We start from the raw sequence: 22,712 nt of genomic DNA on the forward strand, positions 1-22,712 counted from the left end.
CTTATGAATTATCAGTATTGTTCGAAGTGTTGGTGGATGCTGGGGGTTGAATTTGGGAGGCCCAGCGCCTCGCTTGCCCTTTGCAATAGGCGGTAGTCTGAGGCCCACTTAGGCCCCATAGCGTGATCGACAGCGGCTCGGAGTTCGTCGCCAATGGCACGAACGACCGTCGCTATGGCCCACGAGTCTCTGGCCTTTGTCGTGGTCACGGTTTCGGTGATCGGTTTGGGCAGGTTGTCGCGGGGGTTTTCCGAGACGTACCAAGGGCGCTGCCAAGCGATCACCTTTTCCTCGGTGGTGGTCTTTGTGAACCCAGCATTTGATAGGACAAACTTTCCTGCCCAAGTATTCACGAACTGGTGCCGCTCCTTTTGAAAGCCCTTGCGGCTTCCCTCGGGCAGTCGCCATTTGAACTCGGTCCAGAGCCTCACGGCCATATACCTGAGCATGGCATCCGAGAGGGAATGGCCCTGCTTGTGAAAGTAGTGAGACAGGATCACCCAGCCCTTGGCTTTTTGGGTGTACCCCGAGTGGCCCTCAAGCTGGCTGTAGGTCAACGCAAAGGACGGGTGGTTGCGAATAATTCGCTGTCCTGCTGACCAGTTCCGTTTGAAGGCTTCCCGGTCTGCTTTCGTGGTCAGGCAATCATTGGCCAGCCAATCCTTAATGGCCTTCTCCACGGCCCTGAGTTCACCTGTCGTTGGCGTGGTGATCGTGGGGTGTCCTGTTCGTCGGTAGCGTTTCGAGTGACCGTGACAGTACGGGTACAGATCATGGCGGTTCTTGGTGCACCCTGAGACCGCGCAAGGCAGGGATTTGTTTGCTGTCTTCCTGCTGGTAACGCTCTCGCTGCGTTTCCTTTGCTGGCTCTCGGGGTACCTTTGGGGGCGAGGTAGCTTTACCTTACCCACTGACGACAAACCGCGAGGTCAGAACTGAGCGGTGACCAGAACCCGGACTTGCGCTCTTTAGAACCGTTTCGATGGACACGCCAATCTCGGCCAGCTTGGCTCGGACCTCGGACCCTTCAGGATATACAAAGCGGGTTGTGAACCACTTCCAGCTTGTCGAGGAAATCCCGAGATCCATTCGGATATCATAGGGGGCATAGTGGCCCTTGGGTTTACTCTGCAAATACACGAGTAAACGCTGGGTAAGTCTTTCGGATGTTGTCTTCATGATCGTTAAAATTTTCAAATTCAGTAGGGGGAAGGGGTAGCGATGATGATTGCGGCGTAGGCAAAGATTGCCACGAGAGAAGGTGCAATATTTATGATTTCCATTTCTGTTTCTGTTCCTTGTTTGTCTAATTGGTAAGGGCTCAGCCTCGACCTTCGACCTCGGCATAACGAGCATCAAAGAGGAACGAGAGGTAATTGAGAGCGGTATTCGCCATCAGCTTCGAGTCGAACTCAAAGACCATTTCGGGAATACCTGGGCCGGGAACAAAGACGGTTCTGTAACGACCACCACCAATATCCTTGACCTCGCCAGAACTCAGGCAACCCGAGTTGGAAATGCAGTTGGTCAGGTTGTCCGTGTACGTCGCGGCCCTGAGGTTCGAGGGGCGATTGTCGAAAGGGATGCGATTGATATGGTCAATCAGCTTGGGTGGTTCTTCCTCGTACTTGAGTAGCCAGATCAAGCGATGCAGCATCACTCGCACCGGACCGAGGTCAGGGTGTCGGATGCCGACGATGATGTGAGGCATCTTGAGGCAGGGCGTCTTGCCGACAATGGTACCGCCATAGCGGTTAATGAAGGTGGTGTGGTTTCGAGAGGATTTGAAATGGTGTCGGGGCCGCTCTTTCCAGTAAAGGCGGCCTAGGTCGATTTCGGTTGTATCGAAGGTGGCCCTGAGGAAATCGAGGTTCTCGGGTCGGAGTAATTGATCGGTTTTGTTCATTGGTGTTTGTGTCTTTCGTTCTTGTCTGGAAAATCATGATAGGAAAACGACTAAGGGCCGACCGAAAGAGGCCGACCCAAAGTACAATTTGTTTTACAGGTAGGGGTCTGAAACCCCTTATTTATAAGGCTCAAATTCGCTTACGTCCAAACGCGTTTGGATGTTAGCTGCGACCACGGCTGATCTGGTCCCGAACTGAGGTCGGCACTTGGCCTTCCCAGAGCCACTGCAAGAGCAACTCTCGCATACGCTCGGACGGGATGTAGAGGGTGATCGGCTTGTCGTCTCGAACCTGAGTACGCCAGAGCCATTGAATGAGTTCTGTCAAAGCATAATCATCATTCGAAATTGCCTTGGGTCCACCGAACCAATTCAGGATCGAAGGATTGAGGTTCTGGTCGTACAAGTAAATGGCACGAGTACAGTGTTTGTAGTCGTTTGTTCCTCGGGTCGTATTGGGAACCCAAGTGGCTTTAGGTTTACCATAGCCACTGGCTGCAAGCCTGCTGTTGCTGGCATAAGGACCGGGACGAAAGGCTGTCTTCTCGTCTCCGAAATCATCAAGCAAAGGAGCCTTACCCTTATGGTACCATTTATCCTTGGGGCAGGTAATCAGGATATAAGGTAGCCAAGTGTCAGGGAATTGGTGCCTACGCAAAGACGCCAAGGCATTCGGAACCTTCTCGTTAAGCGTCTTCGAGTTGGTCCGTGTTTGACTATTGTAGCTGAGGCTGATCCCCCGCAATGCACGAACGTCCTTAACGGTAATCAGGTCTCTTGCCTGTCGGACGAACTCTTGTTCGATTTCAGGTGAACCTGTGTCATGCACCGGGTCGAGCCCTATGCGCTTGAGATACGCATACATGATCGAACCCTCTGCCTTGTAGGTATAGACAGTCAGGGAATTACCGGCCTTCAAGAGAACCTCGGGCATCACCGCGAGGTTGATCCCATCGCCCAAATGATAGAGGCGCCCAGCCATAGCGGCATGGTACAGCGACGTACTCAAGGCATCGTCTACGTCTTCCAGATGTTCAATCCAGAGGTCCGTGGGTGTGATCTTACCGGTATCAGGATCAATCGAAACGTATCCGTCACCGACATAGAACTGTTCCCACGTCTTCTTCTTTACGCGGTACCCGTCATCGACAACGGACATGACCTCATCAATGATGACCTCATAACCATCCAAAAGCCCCATGCTTGCGACGTCAGCTAGGTTGTTGAACATGGCGTGAGTTGTCACGACATTCTTACCAGCTTCTAGCAGGGCAATCAGGTGGTCTTTCTTGGTTTCAATCTCGGGATCATCTGCGATCACTTCGGGTTGCATGAAGGCCACCTTGGCGTCTCGGATGATGCGTTCGCATTCGGATAAGAGCGGGGTGACCACGAGGTAGCGCTGGGTGGCCTTGAGGCCTTCGATCATCTGGGTTGTCTTTCCTGTCCCGCATGGGCGGTCAATGATCGTGACCATTCGGGTATTGCTATTCTTGTTCATGGTTATGCTATTGATTTCAATTATTAAAAAAGGTTGTGGGGGAGCGAGCGCTGCAAAATAGCAACGCCTCGGGTAGTCATGAGGATAGGCACGAGGACGGGTGAGAACACATAGGGAACGCTATGGTTCGCTTAGATGTGTGTACTCTTAAGTAAGGGTTTTTACCAAAGCCCTTATTGCATTGGCTTTGCGAGGGTCTCTCGGTCACGATCGGGATCGGTGGCGTGTGTTGTCTCCATATGAGGACCTTTTATCCGAAACCCTCAGGCAATCGGTGGAATGTGTACTCTTTATGCAGCTTTTTTACCAAAGCCATTGTTTCATTGGCTTTGCGAGGGTCTCTCGGTCAAGCTTAGGATCGGTGGCGTGTGTTATCTCTATAGTACGGGTATTTATCCGAAACCCTCGGGCAATCGGTGGTATGTGTACTCTTTATGGAGGGTTTTCACCGAAGGCCTTATTTCATTGGCTGTTCATGACTTGCTCGGTCACGCTTAGGATCGGTGGCGTGTGTTACCTCTTTATGAGGGGTTTTTATCCGAAACCCTCACAGCACCCTAACGCCACCCAGGTTAACCCTCTGATTTCTTTAGGTTCACTGCGAGTAAGATCAATCGCACCCCTTGTTCTGGAGAGGTGGTGCTGTCGTTCTGAGCGTGGTCACATAGGGGGCATGGGGGAACGGGCTGCGCCCCACCGATATATACCGCCACAGATTTTTGGTACAAAACTCGGGGGCTTCCCATCTTAGCCTTCTACAGGTTTCTTTACCTTCCCTATTCGGAATTCTTGGGCAGCGTCCGAGGGCAGAACTACGTCCAGTGAGAAAGTCAAACGAGACACGCTCTCATTTGTCGAGGATTCTCCGCCACCAATGGAAGCTTCTACAACCCATATTCGCGCTTTAGCACCAGCTTCGGCTGTACCGCTTTTAGTAGCACTTACAGCAATATCGAAATTCAATTTAGTTCTATGGTGCACAAACTCAGTTCCACCACCGTCGCCCCAAATGTGAGTACCTGGGTTCACCATACCGCCGAGTTTATATATCTCAGAATCGGCTTCCTTCACTCCATTTGCAATATCGGTGATTGCAGAAACTATGAAATCCTTAAGCTCCAACGCAGCCATCCTTCTGTAAACTTAGGGCCATTCAAGAAAACCGACGATCAATATAGCGTACCTGATTGTCCCTAGAAGAAAAGGGCCAGCGTTTCCACCGGCCCAATATAATCGTTCTTGCAATGTCAGGTGAACGCACCGATACTCTGGGCGACGCAGTATGCTCAACAAAGCCCGAGGTAGCCCCTCGGGTTTGCTTGTTTCTGGGCCTCAGCGTCGGACAATCCAAAATAGTGAGACGTTAATGCGAGAAGCCTTCAAGGCTCTTCTCGTCAGCTTGCTGGCCAATGCCATTTGGCACTTGGTTCTGACCAGCTTGCTGCCGAAGCTGCCTCAACTGTTCTAAGCGACGGTCGCAACTAAGCGACATGCCGCATTCATAAGAACGTCGAGTCAGTGAACGGGAGAGGTGTGCCTAAAGCCCACCGCCCAGTTCCTCGTACATCGCCTCAAAGGTCGTCTTAATGACCTCGCTGAGGTCACCTCGTTTCGCATAGACAGACATGCCGATATCGTCCTTGTTCGAGTGACCCACTGCAAGGTTCCGGGCTTCCTTAGCAACCCCCGCGTTGACCAAGGCCGAAACCCCGGTACGCCTAAATGAGTGCATGTCCCATTCGTCGGCATTCATCGCCAACGTCTTTCGCGCTTTCTCCAAGGCTTTCCCGAGGTAATGCCCTGTAGTCCTGTCGTAACCGCCCCTGAGCAACCTAGGGAACAACAGGCCCTCGTTCTCGGCACATACCGGCTCAGCTACTACAGCACGTCTCATGGCCTCTCTGAGCAACTCGCAGTCCTCTTGCCCCACAATCATCACTGTCCGGTTCCCGGCCTCAGTCTTGGCCCCGGTGATCTTCAATCGGATATGGTCGCCTTGGTCGTCTATGTCACTCAGGGCCAACCCGGCGATTTCCCCGAGGCGACACGCGGTCACCCAAAGCAACCTCACGGTCACGTACATTTCCCGCTGGTATTTGAGACGATCATTTCCAGCGATGTACGACAGCAAAGCCTCTGCCTCGCTACGGGTCACGGGTCTGAGGTTCTTCTTCCTCGGGTCAGCCTTTTTCCTTTGTCCTGCAAAGCGGCGCAGCAGCGACGAGAAGGGGTTCTTCATGTCGCCATCGACAAGACCCCAGTGTTCCAAGACACGCCAGTAAGACGCCAGACAGATTTGATGGATGGAGAGGCTACGGTGCGAGAGAAGCTGTCCAGTCTTTGGCGAGGGGATGGATTTCAGATGATCCATGAAGCCCAAGGCCAACTCACGGTTAATCTTGGTGACCTCACAGTTGCCCGAGTATTCCTCGAACCTCGCAAGGATACTGCGGTATCTGGCGCGGGTGGAATTGTTGATCCCGTCGCTCTCGCTCAGCCAACGGTGGGCTGTCTCTCGGACGGTGGTGCCTATGCGCGCACCACGCGGACCGGTGTTGGAAACCTTGGGGGTAACGGGTTCCTCGAAGTCTGAGAACAGGGAAACCCTGATCTGCTCCAAGACCTCCCCTCGTTTGCCTAGGGCTTCACCTAGGTCTTTCGTTCCGAGAGAGCGGATAATTTCTTTCTTTCCGACTACGGATTGAACCTCAGTCGGCACCGAGAATCTTACGGCATAGACGTCGCCGCGCTTGAAGATTCCTTTGGGAAGTGTACGGGTCACGGGTCTTTTTCTCCCTTACAGTTGGGAGAGTAAGCCCTTGATTTTATTAGGATTTGGTGCGGTCGAGAAGACTCGAACTTCCACGGGTGTTACCCCACAGCGACCTCAACGCTGCGCGTCTACCAATTCCGCCACGACCGCACGTGATCAGGTAGGTGCGCGCCGTATAAGCAACCTGATCGGGATTGTGAAGGGGCAAAACCATTGCCCCTCCGTATTTTTTCAGGTCCTTCCGCGCGCTCAGTCGAGCGAGAAGGTGGGCAGGGTCGAGGCGGGTTGCACCGTCTCCTGCGGCTTGGGGGCCCGTGCGCCCTTGGACTGGAACGCGGCCTTGCGAATGAGCGAGTTGCGCTCTGAATTGCCGGGGGCAAAGACCGGCTCGGCACCGTTCTCCACCGCGCTTACCGCGCCCTCGTACCACGCGAGTGCCAGATCGGGGCGGCGGGTGGTGCCGAACCCTTCATTCAGGTGATGGCCCATCAATTCACCATAGGCTTCTTCGCCCAAGGCGGTGAGCAACAGGCCGGAGCCGAGTGCGACGTTCATGTTGTCGATCCGGTAGCCGACCGACAGACAGACCTTGGCGGTGCCCGCCAATTGTGCCGGCGACTGGCCGGATTGCAGCACGAAGCCGCGCACATCGCCGATCACCGCATCCCGCTCATTGAGCGACAGCGCCGAGACGTAATCGCGCATCGCCGGGCCGAAGGAGCGGCACTGATCCTCGAGTTGTTCGGGGGTCACGCCCTTGAGATTCGCGGCAATGGTCTCGCCCTCGGCGATCGCATAGGTCCGCGCGAGGCAGAATTGCTCGTTCAGGGCAAATCGCGCGTCAGACAGCGAGGCCTCGGTCACAAAGCCACCATTGGAATTGGTGATCAGGCTGACCTGATTGCAATGCGAGGCCAGCGACGGCCCGTCGCCGCCCGATGACATCAGGTTGGGCAGCGCGGACGACGCCGTCTGCGGCTGCGGCTGTGCCTGCGGCTCGGCTTCCGGCACCTGCGCCGCCTGCGGCACGGCGGCCATCACGCGCGACTGACCCTGCGCCTGTGGCACCGGGGCCGCGGCATAGGTCGGCACGCCGACCGCCTCATCGCGATACGCATGCAAAAGCCCGCGGGTGCCCTGACCGCGCTGTGCGATCAGCTGCGAGGTGGCGGCCCCGCTGCTCTGCGCCCGATAGTAGGACGAGATCAGGAACTGCCGCTCGTAATCGGCCAGATACCCGGTGACCGGATAGCTCATATGGCCCTGAAACTGCGATACCGCGTTGCGCGTGTTGCGTCCGCGCACACCGTCCGGTGTGCCTGCGGGAAAGCCGAAATAGTTCAGCGCGGTCTGCGTCTCGCGGACCTGCTGCCGCTCAACCGTGTTGACCGGGGCGCGATAGACCCGTTTCGTGGTGGTTGTGCGCTTGCGCTCACGCGCCTTGGCGCTTTCATTGACGATGATGCCGCTGACCGCGCCGCCGACAAGGCCACCAACCAGACCGTCCGCGAAATCCGCGGACGCGCGTCCTGCGGGCAGGGCCACACTCGCAGCCAGGGCCGCCATCATAATTCGCTTTGAAACCATCTCTCATCTCCCCTAATCAGGTACAGCAAACATTAACCGAGTATATCACATCTTTCCCTTCCGCGTGCATCGAGTCCAGCCTTGACACCCGAAACCCTCATCGAGACCGATCAAAATGGCGTGGAATGGCACATCTCCGCCGGTTTGACCCCCTATCCGGACGCGGTAGAGACGATGGAGGCGCGCGCGGCGCGAATCGCCTCGGGTGACGCGGCAGAGGCCATCTGGCTGCTCGAACACCCGCCGCTCTATACCGCCGGCACCTCGGCCAAGCCCGCCGATCTGACCGATCCCGACCGGTTTCCGGTCTTCGCGTCGAAACGCGGCGGGCAATATACCTATCACGGTCCCGGGCAGCGCGTGGTCTATGTGATGCTCGATGTGGGGCGCCGGGGGCGCGACGTCCGCCGCTTCGTGCAGCAGCTTGAGACATGGGTGATCGCGACGCTCGATCAATTCAACGTGACCGGTGAGATCCGCGAGGGCCGCGTCGGCGTCTGGGTGGCGCGTGACGACAAACCGCTTACCGCCACCGGGGCGCGGCCCGAGGACAAGATCGCCGCTATCGGCATCCGCCTGCGCAAGTGGATCAGCTTTCACGGGATTTCGATCAATGTGGAGCCCGATATCGAGCATTTCACCGGGATCGTGCCCTGTGGCATTACCGAACACGGGGTCACGAGCCTTGTCGATCTCGGCCTGCCGGTGACAATGGCGGATCTCGACGTGGCGCTGCGGCGCTGTTTCGACGGGGCCTTTCCGCCGCCCCACGCGCCGGGATGACGGCGGCAGCGATCTGCGGCAAAGTTGACCTTGCATCACCGGGCAGCCGATCTATTGTCCTGAAGGACTGCAACCAAATCGACAGTGAGGTAGCCCATGAAGACCCTTATCGCCGCATCCGCAACTCTGGTGGCGCTTGCCATGCCCGCGCTGGCCCAAGACGCCGCGAAAGGCGAAAAAGAATTCAACAAGTGCAAGGCGTGTCACATGATCGCCTCGGACTCCGAGACCATCGTCAAGGGTGGCAAGATCGGCCCCAACCTTTACGGTGTGATCGGTCGCACCATGGGCGGCGTTGAGGATTTCAAGTATTCCGACGGGCTCCAGGCCAAGGCCGAGGCCGGTGAGACCTGGACCGAAGAGAACCTTGCCGAATACGTGACCGACCCCAATGAATTCCTCGGAAGCCGCTCCAAGATGACGTACAAGCTGCGCAAAGGCCAGGAAGACGTGGCCGCCTATCTCGCCACCTTCTCCGAGTAAGCGGGCATATCCCGACAATGCAAAGGCCGCGCGACATCTCGCGCGGCCTTTTCCGTTTCGACCGTACTGCCGGGTGCCGTCACACGTCTGTCACGGCTGACGCGGCAGCCCGGTGCCGATCATCGAATCGCGGGTCACGAGCGCTGCCAGATCCGCCTCGCTCATGCCATCGGTGCCATGTGGGCGCGCGGGCAGCACGATATAGCGCATGTCGGCAGTGCTGTCATGCACGCGCACCGTCACATGATCGGGCAGGTCGAGGCCAAACTCGCGCAGCACGGCGCGCGGCTCGCGCACGGCGCGGCTGCGATAGGCACGGGTCTTGTACCAGTCCGGCGGCAGGCCCAGCAGGTTGCGCGGATAGCACGAACACAGCGTGCAGACGATAAGGTTATGGGTGTCTTGGGTGTTCTCCACGGCGATCAGGTGGAGCGGCCCGATATCGAACCCCATCTCGCGGCTCGCCGCCGAGGCATCCTCCAGCAGCCGCGCCTTGAACGTCGGATCGCTCCAGGCGCGGGCCACCACAGCCGCGCCATTGGCCGGGCTGCGATCATCCATCGCCTCGATCTGCGCGGCGATCTCGGCGGGGGTCAGGTGGCCGTTTTCCACCAAGAGTTCGCGCACCGCGATCTCCATCCGCTGCCAATAGCTCAGCGGCGCGTCGTTATCCGCGCGGTAGGGGTGGCCCGAGGGGCTCATGCCCTCGTGGTGAAAATGGTCGTGGTGGTCATGGGGCATGGGCATCGAGCCTTTCCAGCCAGTGGCCATAAAGTTCGGCATCCAGCGTGTCGTCGGGGGTCTCGGCCCGGTCGCCCCAGACCTCGGCCATGGTAAAGCGCACGCGGTAAAGCGGCTTTTCTTCGGCGGGCAGGCCATAGGCCAGTTGCTCGGGATTGGCGAAGGCCCCCAGGGGCCGCTCGATCACGCCGACCTTGCCGCGCAGATACCAGGGCGCGCGCACATGGCCCGGTGGGTTCAGCGCCTTGACGCGCACCCGCTCAGCCATCGCCCTGCGCCTCGCCATAGGTGGGGCCGCGCCGTGCCACCTCGTCCATCCGGGCGGCCAACTCCTCCAGCGAATAGGCCCCGGCCTCGATCAGGTTCTGATTCACGGCGGCGATCCAGCGTTCGTAATAAGAATACTTTTCGAAAGCGTCCTCGCCCATATCCTCGAGCGCGCGGCGCAGCCCATCGACGGTAAAAAGCCCCTTTTGCCCGCAGAGCACCATCAGCGCGTCGATGCGCTTTTCCCAAAGCGCGAAATCATGCCCGTCCATCGGCACAGGCCCTGCATCCTGTCCGCCCATGTCGTGCCAGCGGCGTCCATCCCAATCACTCATGCGCAGCAGCCTAGGCATCGCCCGGCACGCTGTCCAGCCCTAGCCTTGCGCGTCCTCCTCCTCCTCGTCGTCGGCGCGGCGCAGGGTGATTTCGCCCGCCGCCTCCAGCCTGCGGATGGCGTTCACCACCTCGGTCATCGCCGCCTCGCCGTCGCGGGGCCGCACGCGGCCCGCCTCCTGCATCTCTTCGCGGATCGCCTCGGCCATGCGTTTGCTCATGTTCGCCAGGATGAACTCCGCCACCGGGGCCAGCTCACCAGCCTGCGCCCCGGCCAGTGTCGTCACCAGCACCGGCTGATCGACCTCGCGGGTGATCCGCGGGATGTCGGTGGGGCTCACCCGCTCTGGGATATGCACGAAGGTAAAGATCGCCCGGCGCACCAGTGCTGCGAAATCCTGATCGGTTTCCTCCAGCCCCTCCAGCATCTCGTCGCGGGTGGTCGAGGCCGAGTAGTTCAGGATCGCGCCTATCCGTTCGACCGCGCCCTCTGCAAAGGCGACCTCGGGCACGTCATGCAGCTGCGCGGCCAGCGCCAGCCCGATCCGGTCCACCGCCTCGGGGCTGACCGATCCGGTCTGCGAGATGGCATAGGTGATGCGCCGGGCCACCGGCCCGGGCAGGCGGCCCAGAAGATCGGCGGCGCGCGCCACGTCGAGTTTTGACAGCACCACCGCCGCGATCTCCGCGCCCTCCTCCTCGAGGATCGGCAACAGCGCCTCGGGGGGCGATCCCTGCACCAGATCCCAGGGGTCGCCATATTGGCGCACGCCCGCCTCTTTGCGCAGGCGCATCGCCGTCTGCGGGCTGATCCGGCCATCGAGCGCCGAAAGCGCCCCCGCCACCCCGCGCGGAAAGGTCAGGCCCATCCCCTCCAGTTCCTGCGCGAACTCCGCGACCACGTCGGCCAGCGTGCCGCGATCCACATAGCGCATCGAGCCCATTTGCGTGGTCAGCCGCGCCTGCAAGGCATCCGGCAGGTCGGTCAGCGGCACATCGGTGCCCTCGTTCAGCAGAAATCGCACGATGATCGCCGCCTTCTGTGCGCGGGTCAGATGCGCCGCTGCGCCGCGCCGCGCCGGGGGCTCGATTCGTGCCAGTGGTGCGCCCATGCCTCGATCCCCGTTGCCTGATCCGTCCTCGATCTTAGGGCGCAAGGCATGAAAAAAACCTGAACGCGGGCCGGGTTTCTTTTTGGCCGAAATACTCCGGGGGTTTGGGGGGCAGCGCCCCCCATCAATATATTAAGCGTGGCGCAGCCACACCGCTTTCAGACGCCCGGTCAGTCCTCGTTTTCGGCGAGGAATTTTTCCGCGTCGAGGGCCGCCATGCAGCCCATCCCGGCGCTCGTGACCGCCTGCCGATAGACATGATCGGTCAGGTCACCGGCCGCGAACAGCCCCGGCACCGATGTGCGGGTGCTGCCCGGCTCGACCTTGACATAATCGCCGTGATGCATCTCGACCTTGCCCTTCACCAGCTCGCTCGCGGGGGCGTGGCCGATGGCGATGAACACACCCTTGCAGGGGATTTCGGTGATCTCGCCGGTCTCGACATGGCGCACGCGCACGCCCTCGACGCCCTTGGGATTGTCGTCGCCAAAGACCTCGTCGAGCGTGTGGAACCACAGCGGCTCGATCTTGGGGTTTTTCATCAGCCGGTCCTGCAGGATCTTCTCGGCCCGCAATTCGTCGCGGCGATGGATCAGCGTCACCTTGGAGGCGAAATTGGTCAGGAAGAGCGCCTCCTCGACGGCGGTATTGCCGCCGCCGATGACCACGATCTCCTGCCCGCGATAGAAAAACCCGTCACAGGTGGCGCAGGCCGAGACGCCAAATCCCTTGAACGCCTCCTCGCTGTCCAGACCCAGCCATTTGGCACGCGCGCCGGTGGCGAGGATCACTGCATCCGCCGTGTAGGTCGCGCCGCTGTCGCCTTTCGCCACGAAGGGGCGGCGCGTCGTGTCCAGCTCAGAGATGATATCGCCCACGATGGCGCAGCCCATCGCCTTGGCATGCGCCTCCATCCGGACCATCAGGTCGGGGCCCTGCACCTCGGTATCGCCGGGCCAGTTCTCCACCTCGGTGGTGGTGGTCAACTGCCCGCCCGGCTCGATCCCCTGCACCAGGATCGGCTCCAGCATGGCACGAGCGGCATAGACCCCGGCGGTATAGCCGGCGGGGCCCGACCCGATGATCAGGCATTTCGTATGGGTGGTCTGGGACATGGAGATTCTCTTCCTGATGATCCGCGAATTCGGAGCCGAGATATAGCGATGCCGGACACGGGATGTAACCCCGTGCAAAGCGGCATTGCGCCGCCCAAGACCCTTGATCGGAGAAATGATGTTGCGCAAATGCGAAAGATTATTGCGTGTTCCAGCGGCGGTGATATAACATCTGCGAATATAAGGGAGTATGACGACATGGCGGCATCCCGTCTTGATCCGATAGATCGCAAGATACTGGCGGAATTGCAGGCCGATGGCCGGATGACCAATGTGGAACTGGCCAAGCGCGTGGGGATATCGGCCCCGCCCTGCCTGCGCCGGGTGCGCACGCTCGAGGAGCAGGGCTATATTCGCGGCTATCACGCCGAAGTGGACCCGCGCGAACTGGGCTTCGAGGTGCAGGTCTTTGCGATGGTCGGGTTGCAGAGTCAGGCCGAGGCCGATCTGTCGGCTTTTGAGTCTCGCTGCCGGGCGTGGCCGTTGGTGCGCGAATGCCACATGCTCAACGGCGAGGTGGATTTCATCCTCAAATGCGTGGCACCGGATCTCTCGACCTTTCAGCGGTTCCTGACCGAGGAGCTGACCGCTGCCGACAATGTCGCGAGCGTAAAGACCTCACTGGTCATTCGTGGTGCCAAGGATGAGCCCGGCGTGCCGTTCGACATCCTCGAGGCGCGGCTCAGCCAATCGGCGTAAGCGGCGACGGGGCGAGCCGGGCTTGAGCGACCGTTGAGTGACCCGCAGAAGGTGCCGCGCGGTCGCTGGGCCGGGGACTGGCGATGCAGCAGCTGATGCCCGCGCTTTATCCCAGCCAAGTCAGTCGTAGTTCAACACGTTGTGCGCCATTCCAAATCGCCAGGCCGCGGGACGGCCCGGCGATCGCGCGGCACCTTCGGTGCGTTTCGCGCGGGATGCGCTTATGTCCGAAACAGGCCCGCAAACCGCATCACCGCCTACGCCACATCCAGCGTGTCGGGCGTGTCGAGTGGCAGGCGCAGATGGGCCAGCGGGCCGAAATCATGCAATGTGCGGATATGTGGAAAGAGCGAAAGGAAGCGGCGCAGCGTCTCGGCATCGCAGTCCCGGTCGAACCCGGCCCCGGGATGAAAGCTCTCGACCTCCAGCCCATTTGCCGTGATCACCGCGTGCCGTCTCAGGCACAGGTGATAGAGGGTGACGGTCTGGCGGGGAATGACGCAGAAGGTGTTCTGGCCATCCGCCATCACATGCGCGGGCGTGAGGACATGATCCGCCCCCAGCCGATCGCGCAGGTGGCGCGGACGACCGAGCAGGCGCGCCCCCGGCCCTGCCATCAGATCGGCAAGCGGACGGCCCATGCCAAAGGCGTCGGCCATGATCCGGGTCAGGCGCGGTCCGTTGCCCTGCACCTGCGGGCGCAGGTCCATCGACCCGATCCACGAGATGGCGAGCGGCCCATGCGCCGCGGTCACCACCTTGTCGCCGGGCAGCAGGTCCTCGATTGCGACCGGCCCACGCGGCGTCAGGATCAGCGTGCCACGCACGAAAGCCGAATGCGCCGCGTCAAAGAGCGCATGCACCGGGGCCTCCTGCTCGGTTTCCTTGATTTCACCGGACAGGTCCGTCCAGAGGCTGCGATACCGGCCCGTCTGCGGGGCAACAGGAATCTGTGACACGCCAACACGCGGCACGGCCTCGATACGTGGCGACAGGCGGGGGATGGTCATGCTGTGTAACCTTTCAATCAAGGTTGTCACAACCGCGTCGGCCCCCACCGACAACGACAGATGGACAAGATCTGTTCACTTAATGGAAATAGTGTGCGTCAGCCTGCGGCTTTGCGTCAAGTTTCCGGGGGGATTGTTCCAGTCTCGCGAATGATCGCGCGGAACATGCCGCTTTGTTCTCGGAACTTGCGCAGCTTTGCCATATTCTGCTGTGTCCCCCCGAATCGCGTAACGGGGCCGCGCGTTGCGCGACCCCGTTGACCTGTGTGCCTGTAATCCGATCCGCGCTCAGGCGGAGTTCACTGCCTTCGGCGTTTGCGCAATCCGCGCGCGCTTGCCCGTTTGGCGGATGCCGCGTGCATAGGGCAGGGCGGGCGCGGCGTCCTTGCTGTGCTTGACCACTGATTTCAACCAACGTGCTTTCATGACCATGTCCTCATTCTGCTCTGCCCATTCTGGGGCGCATTGTTTCTCTAACAGCAACTATGCTCGGGTTTTGGGGCCAAGGTTTGACGAGGCAGCAGAAAAATCAGGGAAAGCCGGAGAATCTGGCGCTGAGCCTCGTCGATAATTCAAGTAAATGATTCTATTAAATTAAATTTGAATGCTGGGCTCTCATTGCTGACCAGAGGCAAGCGGATGCCGGGCCAATGCGGCGAAAATCGTGTCGGCTTCGCCCAGATCCCGCCCGATTTCGGCAGCCTGCGCCGCTAGCGGATCAGGCTGTTCAGCAGCACAAAGATCGCGCTCGACATCAGGGCGGCGGCGGGCACCGTGATCACCCAGGCGGCGACGATGGTCAGGAAATGGCTGCGGCGCACCAGCTTGCGTCGCCGCCGTTCCTCGGGGGCGATACGCATCGGGTCGGGGCGCGCATTGTTCAGCATCCGCCGCCGCCGCGCCATGTGCCATTCACGAAAGAACCCCACGCCAAAGACCGCACCCACGGCGATATGCGTGGAACTCACCGGCAGGCCCAGCCAGCTTGCCACGATCACCGTGATCGCCGCCGACAGCGCCACGCAATAGGCGCGCATCGGGTTCAGCCTAGTGATCTGCCCGCCCACCATGCGGATCAGCTTGGGCCCGAAAAGAAACAGGCCAAAGGAAATCCCGAACGCGCCGATCACCATCACCCAGGCCGGAATCGCCACCTGTCCCGCAGCGCTGCCCATGTCCGAGGCATGCACGATCGCTGCCAGCGGCCCCACGGCATTGGCCACGTCATTGGCCCCATGCGCAAAGGACAGCAGCGCCGCCGACAGGACCAGCGGCATCGCGAACAGCACCTTGACTGATTTGTTGCGGTTCTCCATGCCGCGCGACTTGCGCGCGATCAGCGGGCGGGTGACGACATAGGTCACCAGCCCGAGCGCAAGCCCGATCAGCAATGCCCCCTGCATGGTGATCGGCAGCACCTTCTTCAGCCCCTTGAGCGCGAGATAGGCGGCAAAGGCCCCGGCCATGATCGCCACCAGAATCGGCACCCACCGCCGGGCGGCGGCGATCTTGTCCTCCTGATAGAGGATGCGGCTCTTGATCAGGGCGAGGAACGCGGCGGCGATCACGCCGCCCAGCACCGGCGAGATCACCCAGCTTGCTGCAATCGCACCCATCGTGGGCCAGTTCACGGCCCCCAGCCCGGCCGCGGCGATCCCGGCGCCCATCACGCCGCCCACTACCGAATGCGTCGTCGAAACCGGCGCGCCCACCCAGGTGGCAAGGTTGATCCACAGCGCGGCGCTCAGCAGGGCGGCCATCATCGCCCAGATGAAGGCGCGCGCTTCGGCCACGCTAGTCGGGTCGATGATGCCCTTGGATATGGTCGAGACGACGTCCCCCCCGGCCAACAGCGCGCCGGCACTTTCGAAAATCGCGGCGATGGCGATGGCTCCGCCCATGCTGAGCGCGTTGGCCCCGACCGCCGGGCCCATGTTGTTGGCGACGTCGTTGGCTCCGATATTGATGGCCATATAGGCCCCGATCACCGCCGCCGCGATTACCACCAGGTTGACGGGTGTGGTGTCGAATAAAACCGCCGCCGCCAGCCCCGCCATGACCATGAATGCAAGGGCGACGCCCGGGGCCACCAGCGGGCGCGAGACATACGCCGTCGCGTATTCGACCTGAGAAATCTTGCTCAGGTCCTTGTCGATCGTGTTCCACTGGTTGCCGTCAGGTGAGTCAGCCACGCGAATACCCCCGGGTGTTGCGGGTTTCGCCTATGGGCAATGGCATCCCAGTTCAATGCGGTTGGCGCAAATCTGTTACGAATACGTCACATTTGCCGCAGGATCTCTTGCAGCCCCGGCTCCTGAACCCGGTTCGCCGCCTCTTCGGGGGTAAACCACTGGCGCTCTCGCTGACCAGCTTCGGGATAGCTGTCTTCCAGCCGATCGATGCGAACCTTGAACACATGCGCTTCGACGGGGGTCTCATAGCCCTCGTCGTGGCGCTTGTCATAGTCGAAATGTCCGGCCGGTTCGGCACGCTCGACCCGCGCCTTGACCCCGGCCTCTTCCCACGCCTCCTGCAACGCGGCTTCGACCGCGTTCAGCCCGTCGATGGGCCAGCCCTTGGGCACGATCCAGCGCCCGGTGCCCCGGCTGGTGATCAACAGAACCTGACGGCCCTTGGGGGTATCACGATAGCAGATCGCGGCCACCTGCAACTGGCGGGGGCGGCGCAAAAGCGGCTGGACCAGATCGGTCCAGGTTTTCATCAAACCTTCGGTCATATCTATATTTGCCTGCTCAGGTAAATTTTTGTTATGGACAGGTAATATAGGGCCAGATCAACAAAATTGCAATTCACCGCCCCGCAGCGTCATTTTCTTGGCTTGGCGCGCAGGGTCGGGTCGGCCTCGCGCGGGTCCTCGGGCCAGGGGTGCCTTGGGTAACGCCCGCGCATCTCCTTGCGCACCTCGGCATAGGAACTGTCCCAGAAGCCGGGAATGTCCGTCGTCGTCTGCACCGGCTTGTGCCCCGGCGACAAGAGCGTGACGCGCAAGCGCGTGCCGCCCACCACCGGATGCGTGGTCTGGCCGAACATCTCTTGCAGGCGCAGGGTGATTTCGGGCGGGTCCGACGCGTAATCGATCGGGATCTTGCGCCCCAGCGGCGTGGTGAAATGCGCCGGGGCCGCGCGGTCGAGCGCCTGCATCTGCTCCCATGAAAGCTGCGCGCGCAGCGCCTCCAGCATGTCGAAGCGTTTCCAGTCCTGCGCGGTCTTCACCCCCTTGAGATAGGGCAACAGCCAGTCCTCCAGCACCTCCAGCAGGGCCGCGTCGGACAGGTCGGGCAGTCCGTCGATGCTATCGCGGCAGAGCATCACGCGCGCCTTGAACCGGCGCGCCGCGTCAGACCAGTTCAGCCCAAGGTCGCGCACCCCGTCGAGCATGGCGCGCGCCACGGCCTCGGGTGGGGCATCCTTCCACTGCCGGTCGTCGAGGGTCAGCGCGCCAAAGCGTTCCTGCCGCCGCATCAGCACGCGCCGCTCGCGCTTGTCCCAAAGACAGACATCGTGCCAGGCGATCTGATCGGCGAACAGCGCGCGGATTTCGGCCTCGCTGATCTGCATCGCCTGCCGGATACGGGCCTCGCGCGGGTCGCCATCGAGATCCGTCGCCACGATCAGCCGCGCGCCCGCCATCGGGTCGTCCTCGGGCATCACCGCGCCCTTGCCGCCCGACAGCACGTAGCGCGGCGCCTCGCCCTTGCGGCGCAGCCCGATCCGGTCGGGATAGGCCAGCGCGGCGCATTCGGCATCGCTCAGTGTGGAGTTCGTCGGCTTGGCCTGACGCGCGAGGCGTTTGGCCTCGGTGCGGATGCGCTCCACCGCGCCGCGACCCGCCGGGTGGGGGTGACGCTCGGCATAGGCGCGGGGATCGCGCAGGGCGGCGAGGCGGAGCGACAGATCGACCGGCGCGCCGCGCCCCAATGGATCGCGATCCGCCAGCAGCGCCGCCATGCGCGCGGCGTCCGGCCCCGCGACGGTCAGCATATGCGCAAGGCGCGGGTGTAGCGGCAGGGTGGCGAGGGCGCGACCGTGATCGGTGATCAGGGCCCGCGCGTCGAGCACGCCCAGCATGTGCAGCAGCGCCTGCGCCTCGGCGAAACTGCCGGGATTGGGCGGGGTGAGGAAGGGCAGGTCATCGGGCGCGGCCCCCCAGAGCGCCAGTTCCAGCGCCAGCCCCGCCAGATCCGCCGCCTCGATCTCGGCGGGCGGAAACGGTTGGAGCGCGCCCTCTTCCCCCTTGGTCCATAGCCGGTAGCAGAGGCCCTCGGCCACGCGGCCCGCGCGCCCCGCGCGCTGCGTGGCCGCGGCGCGGGTAACAGGCTCGGTGACCAGCCGCGACATGCCGGAACCGGGATCGAACCGCGCGCGCCGCGACCGGCCGCCATCGACCACGACGCGAATATCCTCAATCGTCAGCGAGGTTTCGGCGATGGCGGTGGCCAGCACGATCTTGCGGCCCTGCGTCACCGGCGCGATGGCGGCGCGCTGCGCGGTAAAGTCCATGGCACCAAAAAGCGGGCGGATCTGACTGTCGGGCGGCAAGCGGCCCCTGAGCATGGCCTCCACGCGCCGGATCTCGCCTTCGCCGGGCAGGAAGACCAGCACGCCGCCCTGTGTTTCGGCCACCGCCTGCGCCACCAGATCGGCCACGCCCTCCTCAAACCTCTGCCCCTTGCGGCGGGGCTTGTCGAGCCAGCGGGTCTCGACCGGATAGCTGCGCCCCTCCGAGGTGACCATTGGCACGTCGCCCATCAGCCGCGCCACCGGCCCGGCATCGAGCGTGGCCGACATCGCCAGCAGGATCAGGTCCTCGCGCAGCGCGCCCGCCACTTCGAGGCAGAGCGCCAGACCCAGATCGGCATTGAGCGAGCGTTCGTGAAACTCATCGAAGATCACCGCGCCGATGCCGGGCAGGTCCGGGTCGGATTGGAGCATGCGGTTCAGAATGCCCTCGGTTACCACCTCGATCCGCGTGGCACGGCCCACCTTCGCCTCGCCCCGGATGCGGTAGCCCACGGTCTCGCCGACACCCTCACCCAAGGTCTGCGCCATCCGCTCGGCGGCGGCGCGGGCGGCAAGGCGGCGCGGCTCGAGCATCAGGATACGGCCCGTCGTCAGCCCCGCGCGCAGCATCTCCAGCGGCACCACGGTGGTCTTGCCCGCGCCCGGCGGGGCCTGCAACACCGCACGGCCCCGCCCGCGCAGCGCGTCGATCAGGGCGGGGATCGCGTCATGGATGGGCAGGGTTCGGGTCATGCCCCGCTTATCCGACAGCCGCGCGCGATTGGCCAGAGGGGCGTGCCCGGTCTGGACATTCGCGCCCCGGGCAAGGCATGAAGGCGCAACGCAAACAACCTCTCTGGCCGGGCGCATGGATATCACCGAACTGAGCGACAAGATCATCGCGGGCGACCGGCGCGCGCTGGCGCGGGCGATCACCCTGATCGAAAGCGGCCGCGCCGATCACCGCGCGCAGGCCGCCGACCTGATGGAGGCGCTGAAGGATACCGGGCGCGAGGCGATGCGCATCGGCCTGTCGGGCACGCCGGGGGTGGGCAAATCGACCTTCATCGAGAGTTTCGGGATGATGCTGACCGGGCAGGGCCTGCGCGTGGCGGTGCTGGCGGTCGATCCCTCCTCGGCGCGCTCGGGCGGCTCGATCCTCGGCGACAAGACCCGGATGGAACGTCTGAGCCGCGATCCCAATGCCTTTATCCGCCCCTCTCCCAGCCGCAGCCATCTGGGCGGCGTTGCCCGGCGTACCCGCGAGACCGTGGCGCTCTGCGAGGCGGCGGGTTTCGACGTGGTGCTGATCGTGACGGTGGGCGTGGGCCAGTCCGTGACGGTGGTGGCCGAGATGTCGGATCTCTTCATCCTGCTGCTCGCCCCGGGCGGTGGCGACGAATTGCAGGGCGTCAAGCGCGGCATCATGGAAATGGCCGATATCATCCTCGTCAACAAGGCGGACAGCGATCTGAAACCGGCGGCGACGCGGACCTGTTCGGATTACGCGGGCGCGCTGCGGCTGTTGCGCAAGCGCCCGCAAGACCCCGAGGGCTTTCCCAAGGCGATGACCGTCTCGGCCTTGCAGGAAGACGGGTTGCAAACGGCCTGGGAGGAGATGCAGGCACTGGTCGACTGGCGCCGCGCCGAGGGGCATTTCGCCGCCCGCCGTGCCGCGCAGGCACGCTACTGGTTCGGCGAGGAGGTGCGTCACGCGCTGCTCGCCCGGCTGGAGACCGCCGAGGCGCGCGCTGTGATGGAGGACTTTGCCGCCCGAGTGGCGCGGGGCGACCTGACCCCGACGGTGGCGGCGGCGCAGGTGCTGGACCGGGTGTAGGGGCAGGGAGCGACTGGCCTGTTGCTGCCGTCGACATCTGGGACCAATGCGCGGAATCGAGGTGCCGCAGGCACCGCCGCGCAGCGCCCGACCGCCCCACCGGGCGGGCGCTTTTGCAACGTTTCAAGCTATTGAAAACGCGGGAGTGTTTGGCTGACATAAAGTGCGGTCCACCGAGGTTGGTGCGCCCACCCGGCGGTCGGGCACTGCGCGGCTTATCTCTAAAACCGTCAAAGACCGCTTCAGGCCACTTTCATAGCCCCCCTGCCCCGATATTACCCTTTGTCGGCGGCCCGGATATAGACCCCCTCAGGCAGGTCGAGCGCCGCGCCCAGATCGCGCAGCTGGCTCATCGAGAGGGTGATCTTGTGCACCCGGTCGGTGCGCGGGTCGTATTGCTCGACCGTGACGCATTCCTCGAAGGCGTTGACGATCACATCCTCGCCCAGGGGGGCGGGCCCCTCGTCGACAAGGGTGATCACCGTGGCGTCAAAGTCGTGTTCGATGGAAAACATAGCCTCACCCTAGCCGCTTGGCGGGTCTTTGCAAGGGGGCAGGTGTGTGGCCAAAAAGGCTTTGCCGCTGCCCAAACCCTGCTAGAACACGAGGGTGATACGCCATGTGAATGACAGAGGTAAGTGATGCGTTGGATTTCCGTTCTGGGCCTTGTGATGCTGATCGGCTGTGTGGCCACGGTCGAGCCGGGCCAGACCTCACGGCCTGCCCCGCAACAGGCCGCGGCGCAGCCGCCCGCGACCCCGACACGCGCGAAGGTGCAGCAATTCATGACCGTCGTGCAGCGGGTCGAGCCGATTGCGGAGCGCGAATGCCGCGCCCGCGCGCCGCGCAGCAATTGCGATTTTCGCATCGTGGTGGATGACCGCCCCGGTCAGCCGGTCAACGCCTACCAGACGCTCGACCGGAGCGGTCGCCCGATCCTGGCCTTCACGCTGCCGATGATCGCCTCGGTGCGCAACGCCGATGAGCTGGCCTTTGTCATGGGGCATGAGGCGGCGCATCACATCGCAGGTCACATTCCGCGCCAGCAGCAGAATGCGGCGGCGGGGGCGATCATCCTCGGCGGGCTTGCGGCGCTGACCGGGGCCAGCCAGGGGATCGTCGATCAGGCGGTGGATATCGGCGCGGGCGTGGGCTCGCGCACCTTCTCCAAGGAATTCGAGCTGGAGGCCGATGCGATGGGCACGGTGATCACGCATCGCGCAGGCTACAACCCACTGCGCGGGGTGGAGTTCTTTTCGCAGATCCCCGATCCGGGCAACCGGTTCCTCGGCACCCATCCGCCCAACGCGCAGCGCGTGGCGACGGTGCGCCGGGTGGCGGCCGGGCTCTGATCCATGCGGCAATTGAAGGCGGTGCTGAGCGACCGGGGATCAAGTTACGCGGTCTCGGGCGGCGAGGCGCGCGACCGGACTGAGGTCGACGGTTTTCTCAAGGCGCTCAAGCGTGACAAGAAATTCGCCCGCGCCACGCATAACACCTGGGCGGTGCTGCTCTCGGACGGCACCCCGCTCAAGGGCGATGATGGCGAGGCCGGGGCAGGGCAGGTGATCCTGCGGATGCTGGAACGCGAGGGGCTGTACGATCACGTCATCGTGGTCACGCGCTGGTATGGCGGAAAAAAGCTCGGCGGCGACCGGTTCCGTCATGTGCAGGACTGCGTGCGCGCCTATCTCGACGCGGCGAGCGTTTGACGCAGATCAAGGCATGCAGGCGCTGTGTCAGGCAGGCTGTCTCCGAGAGAAAAAGGAGATATGGCATGCAAGGCACCAGCACACTCAAGCGGCACGCCGATCTGGTGGATCGGATGGCGAACACGCAAGGCGTTGATCTTGAAGAGAGAATGATGGCGGGCAAGGTTCTGCCCGATGATCTGAGCGATGCGGTTCTGGCCTGCACCGGCTGCGCCAATCCCGAGGCCTGCGAGCACTGGCTTGCGCGCAACGAGACGGCCGAGCAGACGCCTGACTACTGCCGCAACGCTGATCTGTTTGCACGGTTGAAGCTGGGCGGACACGCCTGACCC

At 62.3% G+C, this 22,712-nt stretch carries 24 protein-coding genes and 1 tRNA gene; 7 read left to right on the forward strand and 18 right to left on the reverse strand.

Annotated features, from left to right (window positions below; genetic code table 11):
* Positions 1-11: 11 nt before the first annotated feature.
* The 7 genes from RID11_RS16655 to RID11_RS16685 form a co-directional block, all read right to left on the reverse strand.
* On the reverse strand, positions 12-680 hold the full coding sequence (locus RID11_RS16655) for a hypothetical protein (RefSeq protein WP_350141128.1): 669 nt from the start codon (positions 678-680) through the stop codon (positions 12-14).
* A 641-nt stretch (positions 681-1,321) separates the two neighbouring features.
* Positions 1,322-1,906 (reverse strand): HNH endonuclease signature motif containing protein, encoded by a 585-nt coding sequence (locus tag RID11_RS16660; RefSeq protein ID WP_350141130.1) that lies wholly within the window; start codon positions 1,904-1,906, stop codon positions 1,322-1,324.
* A gap of 163 nt (positions 1,907-2,069) precedes the next feature.
* Positions 2,070-3,407: a YonV C-terminus-related protein gene (locus RID11_RS16665; protein ID WP_350141132.1), complete on the reverse strand. Its 1,338-nt coding sequence runs from the start codon at positions 3,405-3,407 to the stop codon at positions 2,070-2,072.
* A 747-nt stretch (positions 3,408-4,154) separates the two neighbouring features.
* The gene (locus RID11_RS16670) at positions 4,155-4,529 is read right to left on the reverse strand and encodes a trypco2 family protein (protein ID WP_350141133.1); all 375 of its coding nucleotides are present in this window, start codon (positions 4,527-4,529) and stop codon (positions 4,155-4,157) included.
* A 415-nt stretch (positions 4,530-4,944) separates the two neighbouring features.
* Positions 4,945-6,189 carry a DUF6538 domain-containing protein gene (locus RID11_RS16675; RefSeq protein WP_350141135.1) on the reverse strand — a complete coding sequence of 415 codons (1,245 nt, stop codon included), beginning with the start codon at positions 6,187-6,189 and terminating at the stop codon, positions 4,945-4,947.
* 54 nt (positions 6,190-6,243) lie between these two features.
* Positions 6,244-6,330, reverse strand: a tRNA-Leu gene (locus RID11_RS16680).
* 99 nt (positions 6,331-6,429) lie between these two features.
* Complete coding sequence (locus tag RID11_RS16685; RefSeq protein WP_350141137.1) at positions 6,430-7,746, reverse strand: peptidoglycan-binding domain-containing protein; 1,317 nt, start codon at positions 7,744-7,746, stop codon at positions 6,430-6,432.
* Positions 7,747-7,848: 102 nt separating this feature from the next.
* Here RID11_RS16685 and lipB point away from each other — a divergent pair, with 102 nt between their 5' ends.
* Complete coding sequence (lipB, locus tag RID11_RS16690) at positions 7,849-8,550, forward strand: lipoyl(octanoyl) transferase LipB (protein ID WP_350141139.1); 702 nt, start codon at positions 7,849-7,851, stop codon at positions 8,548-8,550.
* Positions 8,551-8,646: 96 nt separating this feature from the next.
* Positions 8,647-9,033: a c-type cytochrome gene (locus RID11_RS16695; RefSeq protein WP_350141141.1), complete on the forward strand. Its 387-nt coding sequence runs from the start codon at positions 8,647-8,649 to the stop codon at positions 9,031-9,033.
* Positions 9,034-9,123: 90 nt separating this feature from the next.
* On the opposite strand, the gene nthA is transcribed toward RID11_RS16695, so the two are convergent.
* From nthA to trxB, 5 genes are all read right to left on the reverse strand, one after another.
* A complete protein-coding gene (gene nthA / locus RID11_RS16700) occupies positions 9,124-9,774 on the reverse strand; it encodes a nitrile hydratase subunit alpha (protein WP_350141143.1) in 651 nt (216 codons plus the stop codon).
* Positions 9,764-10,042: an SH3-like domain-containing protein gene (locus RID11_RS16705; RefSeq protein WP_350141145.1), complete on the reverse strand. Its 279-nt coding sequence runs from the start codon at positions 10,040-10,042 to the stop codon at positions 9,764-9,766. Before RID11_RS16705 ends, nthA begins: the two co-directional genes overlap by 11 nt.
* Positions 10,035-10,376 carry a ScnB-like protein gene (locus tag RID11_RS16710; protein WP_350141147.1) on the reverse strand — a complete coding sequence of 114 codons (342 nt, stop codon included), beginning with the start codon at positions 10,374-10,376 and terminating at the stop codon, positions 10,035-10,037. Before RID11_RS16710 ends, RID11_RS16705 begins: the two co-directional genes overlap by 8 nt.
* Before the next feature lie 39 nt (positions 10,377-10,415).
* The gene (locus tag RID11_RS16715) at positions 10,416-11,486 is read right to left on the reverse strand and encodes a flagellar motor switch protein FliG (RefSeq protein WP_350141149.1); all 1,071 of its coding nucleotides are present in this window, start codon (positions 11,484-11,486) and stop codon (positions 10,416-10,418) included.
* A gap of 170 nt (positions 11,487-11,656) precedes the next feature.
* Positions 11,657-12,601 carry a thioredoxin-disulfide reductase gene (gene trxB / locus RID11_RS16720; RefSeq protein WP_350141151.1) on the reverse strand — a complete coding sequence of 315 codons (945 nt, stop codon included), beginning with the start codon at positions 12,599-12,601 and terminating at the stop codon, positions 11,657-11,659.
* A 198-nt stretch (positions 12,602-12,799) separates the two neighbouring features.
* Here trxB and RID11_RS16725 point away from each other — a divergent pair, with 198 nt between their 5' ends.
* The gene (locus tag RID11_RS16725) at positions 12,800-13,300 is read left to right on the forward strand and encodes an Lrp/AsnC family transcriptional regulator (protein ID WP_350141153.1); all 501 of its coding nucleotides are present in this window, start codon (positions 12,800-12,802) and stop codon (positions 13,298-13,300) included.
* Positions 13,301-13,557: 257 nt separating this feature from the next.
* Here RID11_RS16725 and RID11_RS16730 read toward each other — a convergent pair whose 3' ends face one another.
* The 5 genes from RID11_RS16730 to hrpB form a co-directional block, all read right to left on the reverse strand.
* Entirely contained in the window at positions 13,558-14,310 is a 753-nt protein-coding gene (locus RID11_RS16730; protein WP_350141155.1) for a Hint domain-containing protein, read from the reverse strand.
* Positions 14,311-14,598: 288 nt separating this feature from the next.
* The gene (locus tag RID11_RS16735) at positions 14,599-14,742 is read right to left on the reverse strand and encodes a hypothetical protein (RefSeq protein ID WP_350141157.1); all 144 of its coding nucleotides are present in this window, start codon (positions 14,740-14,742) and stop codon (positions 14,599-14,601) included.
* 278 nt (positions 14,743-15,020) lie between these two features.
* Positions 15,021-16,502: an inorganic phosphate transporter gene (locus tag RID11_RS16740; protein WP_350141159.1), complete on the reverse strand. Its 1,482-nt coding sequence runs from the start codon at positions 16,500-16,502 to the stop codon at positions 15,021-15,023.
* Between the two features lie 86 nt (positions 16,503-16,588).
* Positions 16,589-17,032: an NUDIX hydrolase gene (locus tag RID11_RS16745; RefSeq protein ID WP_350141161.1), complete on the reverse strand. Its 444-nt coding sequence runs from the start codon at positions 17,030-17,032 to the stop codon at positions 16,589-16,591.
* 104 nt (positions 17,033-17,136) lie between these two features.
* Complete coding sequence (hrpB, locus tag RID11_RS16750; RefSeq protein WP_350141163.1) at positions 17,137-19,584, reverse strand: ATP-dependent helicase HrpB; 2,448 nt, start codon at positions 19,582-19,584, stop codon at positions 17,137-17,139.
* Positions 19,585-19,699: 115 nt separating this feature from the next.
* Here hrpB and meaB point away from each other — a divergent pair, with 115 nt between their 5' ends.
* Positions 19,700-20,668, forward strand: a complete 969-nt coding sequence (meaB, locus tag RID11_RS16755) for a methylmalonyl Co-A mutase-associated GTPase MeaB (protein WP_350141165.1) — start codon at positions 19,700-19,702, stop codon at positions 20,666-20,668.
* 275 nt (positions 20,669-20,943) lie between these two features.
* Here meaB and RID11_RS16760 read toward each other — a convergent pair whose 3' ends face one another.
* Entirely contained in the window at positions 20,944-21,183 is a 240-nt protein-coding gene (locus RID11_RS16760; protein ID WP_350141167.1) for a DUF8831 family protein, read from the reverse strand.
* Between the two features lie 126 nt (positions 21,184-21,309).
* Here RID11_RS16760 and RID11_RS16765 point away from each other — a divergent pair, with 126 nt between their 5' ends.
* The 3 genes from RID11_RS16765 to RID11_RS16775 all read left to right on the forward strand — a co-directional run bounded on the left by RID11_RS16765 (position 21,310) and on the right by RID11_RS16775 (position 22,709).
* Positions 21,310-22,020: a M48 family metallopeptidase gene (locus tag RID11_RS16765; RefSeq protein ID WP_350141169.1), complete on the forward strand. Its 711-nt coding sequence runs from the start codon at positions 21,310-21,312 to the stop codon at positions 22,018-22,020.
* 3 nt (positions 22,021-22,023) lie between these two features.
* Complete coding sequence (locus RID11_RS16770; protein WP_350141171.1) at positions 22,024-22,380, forward strand: YigZ family protein; 357 nt, start codon at positions 22,024-22,026, stop codon at positions 22,378-22,380.
* Between the two features lie 65 nt (positions 22,381-22,445).
* Positions 22,446-22,709 carry a DUF6455 family protein gene (locus RID11_RS16775; RefSeq protein WP_350141173.1) on the forward strand — a complete coding sequence of 88 codons (264 nt, stop codon included), beginning with the start codon at positions 22,446-22,448 and terminating at the stop codon, positions 22,707-22,709.
* Positions 22,710-22,712: the final 3 nt, after the last annotated feature.

It is taken from the genome of Roseovarius sp. (genome assembly GCF_040219995.1).
In the GTDB taxonomy this organism is placed as follows: domain Bacteria; phylum Pseudomonadota; class Alphaproteobacteria; order Rhodobacterales; family Rhodobacteraceae; genus Roseovarius.